A 12,669-nucleotide genomic window follows, 5' to 3' on the forward strand; every position below is an offset into this window, starting at 1 on the left:
TGCAAAGATTTTGAATATAAATATATAGTTTTCTGCGGGTATCGGCGAAAATCGGCGTCCTAATTTATTTTAAATGAAAGGAATAGGCTATATGGCCAGAGCGTTGGAAAATATCAGGGTCGTTGACCTGAGCCATGTCCTGGCGGCCCCCACCTGCACCATGTTTCTGGCGGACCTCGGGGCCGAAGTGATTCACGTGGAACCGTTGAATGGGGATGACGCCAGAGAGTTCGGCCCGTTCGCCGGCAGTGGCGGGAAAAACAACTCGGGATATTTCATCAGCCTCAACCGCAACAAGAAGAGCCTGGCGCTGGACCTGAAACAGGAAAAAGGAAAAAAAATCCTGACGGATCTGATCAAGATCTCGGATGTGGTGGTTGAGAACTTCAGGCCCACGACGATGCGGAAACTGGGTTTCGGGTGGGAAGAGCTACAGCGTATCAACCCCAGGATTATTTATGCCTCCATCAGTGGATTCGGTCAGGACTCGCTGCCTGGCTATGATGCCAGGCCCTCTTACGATATGGTGGCCCAGGGGTACAGCGGCTTGATGAGTATCACCGGCCCCGAAGGCGGGCCGCCGTGTCGGGTCGGCTCATCCGTGGGAGACATCTTTGCCGGCCATCAGGCGACTATCGCCATAATGGCGGCTCTGCTGCACCGGGAAAAAACCGGCCGGGGGCAGCATTTCGACGGGGCCATGATCGATGGGCTTTTTACCGTGCTGGAGAATGCCGTTGTGCGTTACACGATCAGCGGCGAGGTTCCCGGCCCCCTGGGCAGCGCCCACCCGTCGATCGTTCCCTTCCAGTCCTTCCCGACCAAAGACGATTCCCATTTGATCATCGCCCTGGGGAACGACAATTTGTGGAAGAGCTTCTGCAAGCTGATCGACCGGAAGGATTTGAGCGACCACCCCAAGTTCGCCACCAATCCTTTGAGAACCGAACACCGGAAGGATCTGGAGCAGATTTTAATCCCGGAGTTCAGGAAAAAAACCAGAAAAGAATGGCTGGAACTGCTGGGGAAGGCCGGGTTGCCCCATTCGCCGGCCAATAACATAAAAGAAATCTGCGAAGATCCCCACATCGCCCATCGCAAAATGCTGGTGGAAATCGATCAGCCGCGCCTGGGGAAAATGAAAATCGTGGGGTCCCCCCTTCGTCTTTCCGAAACCCCGGGCGAGGTCTATGCACCGGCTCCGCTATTAGGGCAGCATTCCGAGGAAATCCTGGAGAAAACCCTTGGTTATCAAAAAGAGGAGATTGATTCCCTGAAAGCGGAAAATGTAATCAACCGCACAGTCTGATCTTAAGCCCATTTAGTACGAAAATAACGTTCAGGGATCGGGGGTCAGGGATCGGGGGTCGGCGAAAGACATTTTCATTCTTCGTAGTGCCCGACCCGGGCATGAGCGCTTAACACGAAAACAAAGTTTCAAGATGCAAGATGCAAGCCTGGTAGGGTGGGTGCAGTGCAACGGAACCCACCATTTACGATTTGTGCCCCATTCCCCTGTCAGATCTTCCGGCAAGCCTGATAGATGTTTTCTATGAGTTCAGGGATAAACCTGGTGGGTGTGGAAGAGAAGGCCACCCGGATCAAATCCGGTTCGACGGAGATCACGCCGGTGTCATATTGATCGAGCAGCTTTTTTCTGACCGCTTCCGGATCGGCGTTCCTGAGCTTTAGACACATGAAATAGCCGCTGTTATAAGGTCTGGCCTGGAAGGTCTCTTCGTATTTCTTATCGCTTAACACCCGTGTGACCTCCCGGTATCTGGAATGCAAAATCGCGTTCTTTTGCTGTTTCTCCGACCAGTATTCCGGGTCCTGGTAGGCCTTATAGAGCAGCGATTGACCGAGGTGAGACATATTGGAGGCATCGGCCCTGATGGCTCCGGCCGTCTTGGCCTCCAGGGCAGCGTAAATCTTCTTTTTATCTCCGGACCCTCCGATGCCGTATGTGATAAAGCCGATCCTGAAGCCCCAGACATAATCCTCCTTGGTCGGTCCGTCCAGCTTTACCGCCAGCACCCGCTCGTGTAAATCCGCCAGTTGGGAGAAGAGCGATTCCGTTATGATGTCTTTTACGTAAACCAAACCAAAGTAGGCATCGTCCACCAGGACGACCATCGCTTTGCCTCGATCAGCCGCTTCCCGGATGGTGGCGACAATCTGACGGGCCTCTTCGATCGTCGGGGTAAAGCCGGTGGGGTTGTTGGGAAAATTTAACAGCAGCAGGGCCTTGGCATTCCCGTTCAGGGCATCGGCCAAACCGGTTATATTGAAGCCCCCATCGGAAAAAAGATCGAAGGTCTTTATCCTGGCCCCCTTCTTGTAAAGAAACATAAGGTCATAATTTTCCCAATAGGGAGAGGGGATAATTATTTCCTCTCCCTGGTTAAGGAAGAGCTCTCCGGCAGTGCTCAGTCCATGAGTCAAGGCCCCGGTAACGATCGGTTGACTGATCTCTTTGCCGGTCAACCCCGGATTTTTCTTGAAAAGCATTTCTTTCCAGGCCTCTCTCAGCTCTTTTTTCCCAGGACTGGGCGCATAAGTGTACACTTCTCCGGGCTGCAAGGCTCCAAGATACTTGTGAATAGTTTTGAGGTACATGGGCCGGCCGTCCTCTTCCATGGCAATCCCGATGGTAGCATTGATGCGCTTCCCGGCCGCCTCCGCCGATTGGGAAAGGATGCCTAGTTTCGGGAAAAAAAGATCGAGCCCGGCCTTTGAAAAAAGATCGAGCAGAAAGGGGTTCTCCTGCTGCAACGTTTCATTTAATGTCCTGGCTTGTTCGTTCATTATAAAATCTCCTTAGTTCGAAAATAACTTCAGGGATCGGGGTTCAGGGGTCAGGGTTCGGCAAAAAACCGTCGTTTGTTGAAACCCATTGAATCCTAAACCCATTTTCATACTTCGTGGTGATCCAAGGGCATGATGGCTTACGTGCAGTCAGCCATCAAATTTTTGCCATTAAATGGTAAGCTGAAGGCCGGTCGCTGACTGCTGAAAGCTCTATCCGAAAATCTTGGTTCCCGGATGTGTATTGTTTAATTATCTAACCCGTTTTGATAAAAAAATCAACAGGAGATTGGATCTTGCCCTCCCTCTCCTTAGAGAGGTGTTCCTTTTTTTGGCTGGAGCGGGGTTTGAACTTTGTGCCCCAGGCATCTTGCCAAAACCAAATAGAGAGGATCTTCGGAGGAAACTATTTTGCCATTGACTGTCCTTTATGCTGCGGGCTATATTTAAAATAAAAGGGGAAGAGCCTTCCTGCCCGACAAGGGGGATACGGCTGGGCCGCCCCAGTGAAGACCGGTAGTTCAAAATCGTAAAAGCAGGTTCAAGCCTTGGCCCGAAACAGGCCTGACCGATTCAAAGGAATACGCTATGAAGAAGACCTTTTTAATTACCGGTGGATTGTGGACTGCTTTGATTAGCACATCACTTATATGGAATTACCTGAGTGCGGAAAGGGGACAGGAAGCCTATGGTGTAATTTGGGCACTCGGACTCTTAGGGCCATGGATTAGCTGGGATCGAATTAAAGGTCATTTTTCAAAGCGTAAGCAGTCAGAGATGCGATTGCGGGAAAGTAAGCTGTGGCTGTCTCAGACTATCGAGTTTTTGCCCGATGCCACCTTCGCCATCGACGCCCAGGGCAAGGTCACCATCTGGAATCGGGCCATAGAAGATCTGACCGGCATCCCGGCTTCGGAAATGTTGGGGAAGGGCGACTATGCTTATGCCGTACCTTTTTATGGCAAACCCCGACCGGTTATGATCGACCTGGCCCTTACACCGGATCAGGAAATCTCAGGCAGTTATGTGTTCTTCCAGCAGGAGGACCGGCGGCTCGTATCCGAGACCTATCTCGCCGATTTTCAGGGACGGGGCCCCACCTGGCTGTGGAACACGGCTTCGACGCTTTATGGCCCTGATGGACAGGTCATGGGCGCCATCGAATCCATTCGGGAAATCACTGAGCGCAAGCTGGCGGAGGCTGAAAAACAAAGTCTGGAGGAGCGGCTGCAACGGGCGGAAAAGATGGAGGCCCTGGGGACCCTGGCAGGGGGCGTGGCCCACGATTTAAACAATGTTCTGGGTATTATTGTCGGCTATTCGGAATTACTCCTTTATGACGTAGAGCCGTCAAGCCCGCTCAGGCCCGGTCTTTTAAATATTCTGGGCGGAAGCCAGAAGGCCGCCGCGATTGTCCAGGATTTGCTGACCATGGCCAGAAGGGGGGTGTCCAGCCGGCAGGTCCTAAACCTGAATAAGATTATCCTCGATTATCAGGATTCCCCGGAATTCGAGAATCTGTGTTCCTACCATTCTTCGGTAAAGATCAAGACCGATCTTGAACCGGATCTCTTGAACATCTCCGGTTCTTCCGTACACCTCGGCAAGGCGTTATTCAATCTGGTCTCAAATGCCGGTGAGGCTATGCCGAAGGGCGGCACCCTGACTATTAAAACCTCCAATCAGTATCTGGACAGACCGATCCAGGGATATGATGAGGTCCGAGAGGGAGACTATGTGGTCCTTTCCGTATCCGATACCGGGGAAGGGATACCGGCGGATGATCTGAAACGCATTTTTGAGCCGTTTTATACCAAGAAGGTTATGGGAAGAAGCGGGACCGGATTAGGGCTGGCTGTGGTCTGGGGTACGGTGAAGGATCATTATGGTTACATTAACGTTCAGAGCGAAGAGGGAAAGGGAAGCACCTTTACCCTTTATTTGCCGGTGACCAGAGAAGAAATCTCCACAGATCCTGTCAGAGTCTCGATTTCCGAATATATGGGGAACGGCGAATCCATTCTGATTGTTGATGATGTCAAGGGGCAGCGTGCTCTGGCAGAAGAAATGCTCAAGAAATTGAATTATACCGTGAAAAGCGTCTCCAGCGGAGATGAGGCCGTGGCCTACCTGAAGGCGCATACGGTGGATCTCTTGATTTTGGACATGATCATGGATCCCGGTATGGACGGACTGGACACTTACAAAAGAATCCTTGAGATCCATCCCCAACAGAAGGCGATCATCGTCAGCGGTTTTTCGGAGTCGGATCGGGTCCATTCCACCCAGACTCTCGGTGCCGGTGCCTACGTGAAAAAACCATATATCATGGAAAAAATGGGACTGGCCGTGAGAAAAGAGTTGGACCGAATCCAATGAACAGGCCTTTATACGGATCGGCCCTCAAACCTGTTAACTTATTGCAATCGACCTCGGCCAAATCTCTCTAAAACGTAATCGGACCCCGTCAAATAAAAAGGCTTGACCGCTATGTTTTTACATGCTAAAAACATAGCATGTCATCACAATGGCTAAAGATCGCCGGGCAGATCCGCCGGGTCCTAAACCGGTCCATGTTCCTGGAAAAACGGACCATTTTACATCATGCGGATCTCCGTCTTTATCCCTCGGAAATCCACCTGTTGCAGGTCATTAAAGAAGGAGAGGATCTGAGTGCCGGGGAAATGGCCCGGAAGTTGGGCCTCAGCAATGGCGCTGTTTCCCAGACCCTGAACCGGCTGGAAAAAAAAGGCGTTATCAAAAAAACCAAGGACCCGGCCCTTAAAAACAAGGTGACAGCCACCTTGAATGAGACCGGTAGGGGGGCCTTAAAACGATTTGAAGAAGGGCAGGAGGCAACGATGAAGGTTTTTTCCAGTTACCTGTCCGGATTATCGGAGAAGGAAAGAAGGATCATCGAGGGATTTCTTTCCCGCCTGGAGGAATTCCTGAAACGTCTGGAGTAGTTTTTTTTGCGTTATGTTTATAGTACCTAAAAACAAAACAAGACCATTAAATCAGGACCGAAATAACAGGAAAATAAAGGAGGGCGATTATGGGCAACAGGTTGTTGACCGGAATATGGCGGACTATGGTCGGGGTGCCTCCCAGTCTCTGGGAGAAACAAATTGAAAAATCGAGGCATAAAGTCAAAAAATCCCTTCGCTTCATGTCTCCGGACCACCGGAGGGTTCATCATTTTGTGGTCCGGGAGCTGCCGCGCTTCGGCCGGCCGATACCGGCTGAAATGGTGGCCCGGGAACTGGCCTTGTCCGGGGAGCAGACCGTTGCCATTTTGAAGGATCTGGAAGAACACCTGACCTTCCTGTGCCGGAATGGGCAGGGGCAGGTCGTCTGGGCCTATCCGGTGACGGTTGAAAAGACCCCACATCGAATTACCTTTGGCTCGGGGGAGCGGTTATACGCCGCCTGAGCGGTGGACGCTTTTGCGACGCCCTTCGTGCAAGGGCAATTGAGGCAGGAAGAGGTGCGCATTCAGGTTGAGACGGAATGCGCCCACTGTAAAAGACCCATGCAGATGGAGATCGACAGCGCAATGAATTGCCGCTGCCAGGAACCGGATTGCCGTCCCATTATCTTCGTCCCCCAGGTGGATTTCGGCCGTCTGAAAGATCCCGACATCATCGATGCCTTTTGAAAGGAAAGTGTCTACTTCCGGTCGGAAGAACACGCCAGGGCCTACCGAAGGGAAGGTCATCGCCTACGGGGGGCTTATTTCACTGTGGAGCAGATAGCCTACTTAAACCGGGCCATCCAGAGCGCCATCTTTGGCTGGTGAATCTCTGGCCTTCAGGAACCCAAGGGATTTCTGAAAAATTACCCTGTTTAAAGATGCCGTACCAAATAATGGATTCGTTGAAAGGCGTTGATGTGGGTTCCCGCGGTGAGCAGGATGAGCAGGGCGATAATAAAATAATGATCGGCCAGCCAGAGCTGGGCGGGGAAGAGGGCCGTTAATAAATCATTCAATATAGAACCTGTCCCCAGACAAACCACCCGCTCAGCCCGGCTGAAATAGCCGGCCGAAGTCGACACGCCCAGACCTTCCCCCCGGGCCCGGGCATAACTGACCAGGAAGGAACCGGTCAATAAAAGAAAGAGGAGGGCCGTAGTCAAGGAACGAAAGGGAATGGGGCGGACCGAGAAATAAAGCCAGATACCAAAGATAGCTAAAAAATCGCTGTAGCGGTCCAGAACAGAATCCAGGAAGGCCCCGGAGCGGGTTTTTTGGCCGGCCTTTCGGGCCAATCCGCCGTCCATGGTATCGATAGCCCCTGAAACAAGGACACCGATCCCTCCCAGCCAGAGGGCATAAAGGAAGGCTGGAATGGTCAAAAAGCTGAAGAACAGGGCCAGAAAGGTCAGGTGGTTGGGCTTAATGTCCCGGCGGGAGAAGAATGGGACGGGAACTTCTTCCACCCACTTCAGATAGCGATTTCCCAGTTTGCTTTCACGGAGCAAAGGATTTGTCCATTTTATAGCTCAAAGCTGAAAGTTCAAAGCTCAAAGTTGTCCTTGATTTCGAGTTAAATCCTCATGCCCCTGTGGGCACCACGAATCATGAAAAAGGATTCAAGGTCCGATTGTTTTTAATTCGTTTCATGTGGTCTGGATTCCCGCATTCGCGGGAATGACGAGTTTTTACGAGACCATCAAACTTGAACTCGCATCTTGCATCTTGAAACTTTATTTTCGACCTAAATACTCTTCCATCTGCCGCCTGGAATCCCCCTCTTCCATCTGAACCGGCGGATGCTTCATCAGGTAGGCGGAAACAGGGAGCAGGACACCGGCGTCTCCCCGGTCGCGGGCCACCCGGCAGTACCGTATGGCATCAATGGCCACTCCGGCGCTGTTAGGGGAATCCTGAACCGATAACCGGGCCTCCAATTCCAGAGGGACCCCGCAAAAATTGGTAGCCTCGATACGAATAAAACAGACCTTATTATCCCCTTGCCAGGGAACATAATCGGAAGGCCCGATATGGATGTTTTCTTCGGATAAGGGTCGGCTTAACTGGGATTGAACCGCCTCGGTTTTGGAAATCTTTTTATTTTTTAACCGGCTTCTCTCCAACATATTCAAAAAATCGGTGTTCCCGCCGGTGTTGAGTTGGTAGGTCCGTTTGATGTTAACCCCCCGTTCCTCAAAGAGGTGGGCCAATACCCGGTGAATGATGGTGGCCCCGACCTGGGATTTGATATCATCTCCAATCAGAGGTATCCCCCGTTGTTCAAATTGATCAGCCCACTCCGGCTCGGAAGCGATGAATTCAGGCATACAATTAATCAAACTGATCCCGTTGTTCAGACAACAGGTGGTATAGTATCGGACTGCTTCGGTTGAGCCGACAGGAAGGTAGTTGACCAACATTTCCGCCCCGGTTTCTTTAAGGATTTTTCCCACGTCCACCGGGGGTTCATCGGCCGGCAGAAAGGTTCGTTCCGGTGGAAAATCCTTCATGTGGGGGGCAAAACCGTCCATTATCGGGCCCATCCGGACGGTAATACCATAATCGGGAAGCGAAGGCCAAATGGAATAGACACAATTGGGAAGGGCGAAAGCGGCTTCTCCAAGGGGTCGACCGACTTTCCTCCGGTCAATATCAAAAGCGGCTACGCATTGAATATCCTCGGGCAGATAGCCCCCCAGGGTTTTGTGCATCAACCCTTCCTGAACAGCAGGGTTATGACGGTAAAATTCGATTCCTTGCAGCAGAGCACTGGCACAATTTCCTACACCACAGATAGCGACCCTAATAATCCCTTTTCCCATCCATATCCCCTCTAATACATCACAAGCCAAAAAGAACCGTTAAGCAAAGAATAATTCTCAGATGATACTTTGTAAGAATTTAATAATGAGTAAAAATTATAATAAATCAAATCAAAAATCAACCATGAAATAAAAAAGAGCCTGTCATTAAGTAATTAAAAAGAAATGGAAAACCTCCTTTCTGCTTTTCCTTGTTGGAAAGTTGTGCTAAAAAGAACCTATTTTAAGATTTCTTTCCTGAAGGGAGAAGAGGGGAAGGAGAAACCAGGGTGTTGCCCCTTTATATCAATGAATTTCAAACCGGATCTTTAAAGCAAAAGGCCGAAAAAGCCCGGGAGGTTCTGAGGGACTGTCATCTTTGTCCCCGAAATTGCGGTGTAAATCGGTTGGAAGGGGAACGCGGTTACTGCCGGACAGGCCGGACGGCCCTGGTTTCCAGCGTGGGCCCGCACTTCGGGGAAGAAGCGCCCCTGGTTGGGCAGTTTGGCTCGGGGACCATTTTTTTTGCCTTTTGCAATCTGGGCTGTATCTTTTGCCAAAACTATGAGTTGAGTCATTCAGGGGAAGGCCGGGAGATTTCCCCTGATGCCTTGGCCGACCAAATGCTCCATTTGCAGACCATCGGGTGTCATAATATCAATTGGGTTACGCCCACCCATGTTGTCCCGATGCTTTTGGAAGCCTTAATTATCGCCATCCCCAAAGGGCTGCACCTTCCCCTGGTTTATAACTGCGGAGGATACGAATCCATAGAAACCCTGCGGCTGCTGGAAAATATTGTCGACCTCTATATGCCGGATTTTAAATTTTGGGATCCTGCCGTATCGCAGGAATTGGCCCAAGCCGATGATTATCCAGGGATTGCCCGGGAGGCCATTAGAGAGATGCACCGGCAGGTTGGGGATTTACTGATTGGGCCAAAGGGGATAGCCCAAAAGGGGCTACTGGTCAGACATCTGGTCATGCCCAATAAGAAGGCCGGGACAAAAGCCGTCATGGCCTTTATCGCCCGGGAAATTTCCAGGCAAACCTATGTGAATATAATGGATCAATATCGTCCTTGCGGCCAGGCCCCCGGGTATCCCGGAATCGACCGCAGGATTTTTCCCAAAGAGTACGAGCAAGCCCTGGGAGAGGCGACTGAGGCCGGTCTTTTGCGATTAGACCATGGCCGAAGCCGCAGGATAATAAGACGGGATTGAATTATGGAAAGAATTTTAGCGATTGGTGATATACACGGCTGTTACACTAAACTGGTCCGATTAATGGAAAAAGTAAAGATGAACCCTGAAAAAGACCTCTTAATCTTTATCGGGGATTATATTGACCGGGGGGACCATTCCAAAGAAGTGGTGGACTACCTGATTCAACTTAAAAAAAAGGCTCCTTCGACTATTTTTCTTTTAGGTAACCACGAACAGATGTTGTTGGAATATCTGGATGGGATAAACATCAACCCCTTTCTGTATAACGGCGGTCATAAGACCCTGGTCAGTTACTTCGGGCCTGGACCTCTTTCCTCTTTCATAGAGCACCCTTTGGTTTTTCCTGCCGACCATCTGGAATTTTTTAATTCCTTGCGGCCCTACTATGAGATGAAGGATTATATCTTTACCCATGCCGGACTTAAAGCCAGGATCCCCTTAAGATCCCAGGACCTTTCCGATCTCCTTTGGATTCGGGAAAAATTTCTTTATTCTAAATTCAATTATGGGAAGACTGTTATTTTTGGCCATACCCCCTTTCCGGAACCATTTATTTCCAAACAGAAAATCGGTATTGATACCGGGGCGGTCTATGGCAATAAATTAACCTGTCTCGAGCTGCCGGCCATGAAGTTTTATACGGTATGAAGGGTTAGTATGAAAATAACGTTACGGGTTACGAGTTACGAGTTACGGGTTGCTGGTTTAAAACCAACCTTACTTCGATATTCGTTATTCGACATTCGATATTCGATATTTTCAGGCTTCTTGGTACCCCGCTCCAGAGCGGGGGATGTGGAATTAATGCGAAAATAGTATTAAGGGGGCGGGGATCAGGGGTCGGGGGGCAGTTAAAGAATAGAGTTGCAAGATGCAAGTTTCAAGTTGCCAGGGGAAAACCTTATTTTTTTGCAGTTGACCTGAGAAGGCAATTCTGTTAATTTTAATTACAATACGAATGGATAAGCCTTTGTCGGTGGCCTGATACGGGTGGCCTTTAGTCCAACTTAACAAGGAGGCTCAGATGAAAATTAAACACTGGATGACCAAAGACCCGATTACCGTAACTCCGGATACTTTAGCGGTCGAAGCCCAAAAAATTATGAAAGATAATAAGTTTCGACGCCTACCGGTTGTTGAAAAAGGAAAGTTGGTGGGCATCGTTACCTTCCGCAACCTCATTGAAGCTGCTCCTTCTCCAGCCACCACCCTGAGTATTCATGAATTGAATTACCTGATCATGCGGATGAAGGTAAAAGACCTGATGAAAAAGGATGTCGTCACCCTTTCTCCGGAAGACACGGTAATCGACGCCATCGCCCTGGGAACGAAAAAAGATATAGGCGGGTTCCCGGTAGTGGATGATAAAGGCAGGGTCGTTGGGATCGTCACCGAGAGCCAGATCGGCAGGGCTTTGATGAATCTATTCGGTTCTAATATCGAAAAGGAAATCATATCCCTGGAGAATGTGGACCTTCAGCCCGGGACTATTGGCAGTTTGACGGCCCTTATTGAAAAATTAGGGGTAATGATCCTGAGTATTTTTTCTTTGCCTAAGAGGACAACCGATCTGGTTCGGGTTTTTATCCGAATCCGGTCCGAAAAAAAGGACGAGGTGGTAGCCGTTCTTAAAAAAGCCGGATATGAGATTGCCGAATAAATTGAAACCATTATTCATTAAAAATTACCGTGAATGCCCTGAAATCCAGGGCATTCTTTTTTAAGGTGGGAATGAAAAAGAAAATAAGTTGTTATTTCATCATGCTGGTTTTGGGGGTCGGCCTTGGGCTGGCCCGGGCCGAGGAGATCAATCGAATCGTGGCCATAGTAAACAATGAAATCATTACCTTCCACGAATTACAAAAGGCTGTCAGGAGCCTGCCGCCTTCGGTTTTGACCCGGGAAAATTCGGAAGAAATCAAAAAACAACTCTTATTTCAATTAATCGACCAGAAGTTGGTGGGGTTGCAAATCAAGCGGCTGGGCATCCAGATTTCACCCGAAGAAGTGGATAAAACCGTGGCCAGGATTAAACAAGACCAGGGCTTCACCAACCCGGATGATTTTGCGGCGGCTTTAAAAAAGGAAGGACTATCCGAAACCGAATTTAAAAATAAGGTCAAGGATCAGATCCTGCGGTTTAGACTGGTCAGCCGGGAAATCGGGAGCAAAATTATCATCCCGGAGCCCCGGTTACGGGAATTTTTTGAAAAGAACAAATCCAAATTTCAAAAAACCGAAGGGATCCATCTGGCCCATATTCTCCTGGCTTTTTCCGCCAATACCCCGACCGATGAAATTCAGAGGCAGAAGGAGAAGGCCGAGGAAGTTCTGGAACATCTTAAGAAGGGGGAAGATTTCAGTGAGCTGGCCAGAAAATATTCTCAGGATTCTTCAGCAGCCCAGGGAGGGGATTTGGGGATATTCATCTCAGACGAGATCGAATCCTCGGTTCGAGAGGCGATTTCGACCTTGAAACCAGGAGAATTCAGTCAAGTCATACAATCCCCTCAGGGATGGCAGATTGTAAAATTGATCGCCAATCAGGGGGCCGGAGAAGTGGCTTTCGAGGAAGTCCGGGATCGGATTACCGAACAACTCTTTCAGGAAGAGGTGGACCTGCGTTTCAGCCAGTGGCTGCAACAGTTGAAAGACCGTTCTTATATCCAAATCCTTCTTTAGTTCGAAAATAGGGCTCAGCGCTTACCGAGTTCTATTTTCATGATTCGTGGTGCCACGCCCCAAAAGGCGGGGCATGGCGGTTTAATATTTAATGGTACAGGAATTTGCTTATTGGACGCCAATGAGCTCGGATCGGCAGAGAGCCGATCGTGATAAACTCGGATCGGCAGAGAGCCGA

General features: G+C 49.8%; 12 protein-coding genes. 9 read left to right on the plus strand and 3 right to left on the minus strand.

Annotation, left to right across the window (positions count from 1 at the left end):
- The first annotated feature begins 91 nt into the window (after positions 1–91).
- Positions 92–1,309 (plus strand): CoA transferase, encoded by a 1,218-nt coding sequence (locus tag HY879_20865; GenBank protein ID MBI5605792.1) that lies wholly within the window; start codon positions 92–94, stop codon positions 1,307–1,309.
- Between the two features lie 209 nt (positions 1,310–1,518).
- Here HY879_20865 and HY879_20870 read toward each other — a convergent pair whose 3' ends face one another.
- A complete protein-coding gene (locus tag HY879_20870; GenBank protein ID MBI5605793.1) occupies positions 1,519–2,808 on the minus strand; it encodes an aminotransferase class I/II-fold pyridoxal phosphate-dependent enzyme in 1,290 nt (429 codons plus the stop codon).
- Positions 2,809–3,585: 777 nt separating this feature from the next.
- Here HY879_20870 and HY879_20875 point away from each other — a divergent pair.
- From HY879_20875 to HY879_20890, 4 genes are all read left to right on the plus strand, one after another.
- Entirely contained in the window at positions 3,586–5,187 is a 1,602-nt protein-coding gene (locus tag HY879_20875; protein MBI5605794.1) for a response regulator, read from the plus strand.
- A gap of 137 nt (positions 5,188–5,324) precedes the next feature.
- Positions 5,325–5,774: a MarR family transcriptional regulator gene (locus HY879_20880; protein MBI5605795.1), complete on the plus strand. Its 450-nt coding sequence runs from the start codon at positions 5,325–5,327 to the stop codon at positions 5,772–5,774.
- Between the two features lie 89 nt (positions 5,775–5,863).
- On the plus strand, positions 5,864–6,241 hold the full coding sequence (locus HY879_20885; GenBank protein MBI5605796.1) for a hypothetical protein: 378 nt from the start codon (positions 5,864–5,866) through the stop codon (positions 6,239–6,241).
- 54 nt (positions 6,242–6,295) lie between these two features.
- Entirely contained in the window at positions 6,296–6,466 is a 171-nt protein-coding gene (locus HY879_20890; protein ID MBI5605797.1) for a hypothetical protein, read from the plus strand.
- 188 nt (positions 6,467–6,654) lie between these two features.
- Here the strand turns inward: HY879_20890 and HY879_20895 are convergent, their stop codons facing one another.
- Entirely contained in the window at positions 6,655–7,290 is a 636-nt protein-coding gene (locus HY879_20895) for a CDP-alcohol phosphatidyltransferase family protein (GenBank protein ID MBI5605798.1), read from the minus strand.
- A 225-nt stretch (positions 7,291–7,515) separates the two neighbouring features.
- Positions 7,516–8,604 carry an inositol-3-phosphate synthase gene (locus HY879_20900; protein MBI5605799.1) on the minus strand — a complete coding sequence of 363 codons (1,089 nt, stop codon included), beginning with the start codon at positions 8,602–8,604 and terminating at the stop codon, positions 7,516–7,518.
- A 272-nt stretch (positions 8,605–8,876) separates the two neighbouring features.
- Between HY879_20900 and HY879_20905 the strand changes: the two genes are divergently transcribed.
- From HY879_20905 to HY879_20920, 4 genes are all read left to right on the plus strand, one after another.
- Positions 8,877–9,806 (plus strand): radical SAM protein, encoded by a 930-nt coding sequence (locus HY879_20905; protein MBI5605800.1) that lies wholly within the window; start codon positions 8,877–8,879, stop codon positions 9,804–9,806.
- A gap of 3 nt (positions 9,807–9,809) precedes the next feature.
- Complete coding sequence (locus HY879_20910; GenBank protein MBI5605801.1) at positions 9,810–10,457, plus strand: serine/threonine protein phosphatase; 648 nt, start codon at positions 9,810–9,812, stop codon at positions 10,455–10,457.
- Positions 10,458–10,833: 376 nt separating this feature from the next.
- Positions 10,834–11,469 carry a CBS domain-containing protein gene (locus HY879_20915; protein ID MBI5605802.1) on the plus strand — a complete coding sequence of 212 codons (636 nt, stop codon included), beginning with the start codon at positions 10,834–10,836 and terminating at the stop codon, positions 11,467–11,469.
- 71 nt (positions 11,470–11,540) lie between these two features.
- Entirely contained in the window at positions 11,541–12,491 is a 951-nt protein-coding gene (locus HY879_20920; protein MBI5605803.1) for a peptidylprolyl isomerase, read from the plus strand.
- Positions 12,492–12,669: the final 178 nt, after the last annotated feature.

It is taken from the genome of Deltaproteobacteria bacterium (assembly GCA_016219225.1).
In the GTDB taxonomy this organism is placed as follows: Bacteria; Desulfobacterota; RBG-13-43-22; order RBG-13-43-22; family RBG-13-43-22; genus RBG-13-43-22.

Excerpts from the sequence above, each read along its gene's own strand:
- HY879_20920 (MBI5605803.1), top strand. The coding sequence starts at position 11,541 with ATGAAAAAGAAAATAAGTTGTTATTTCATCATGCTGGTTTTGGGGGTC.
- HY879_20885 (MBI5605796.1), top strand. The coding sequence starts at position 5,864 with ATGGGCAACAGGTTGTTGACCGGAATATGGCGGACTATGGTCGGGGTG.
- HY879_20915 (MBI5605802.1), top strand. The coding sequence starts at position 10,834 with ATGAAAATTAAACACTGGATGACCAAAGACCCGATTACCGTAACTCCG.
- HY879_20910 (MBI5605801.1), top strand. The coding sequence starts at position 9,810 with ATGGAAAGAATTTTAGCGATTGGTGATATACACGGCTGTTACACTAAA.
- HY879_20880 (MBI5605795.1), top strand. The coding sequence starts at position 5,325 with ATGTCATCACAATGGCTAAAGATCGCCGGGCAGATCCGCCGGGTCCTA.
- HY879_20875 (MBI5605794.1), top strand. The coding sequence starts at position 3,586 with ATGCGATTGCGGGAAAGTAAGCTGTGGCTGTCTCAGACTATCGAGTTT.
- HY879_20870 (MBI5605793.1), bottom strand. The coding sequence starts at position 2,808 with ATGAACGAACAAGCCAGGACATTAAATGAAACGTTGCAGCAGGAGAAC.
- HY879_20865 (MBI5605792.1), top strand. The coding sequence starts at position 92 with ATGGCCAGAGCGTTGGAAAATATCAGGGTCGTTGACCTGAGCCATGTC.
- HY879_20900 (MBI5605799.1), bottom strand. The coding sequence starts at position 8,604 with ATGGGAAAAGGGATTATTAGGGTCGCTATCTGTGGTGTAGGAAATTGT.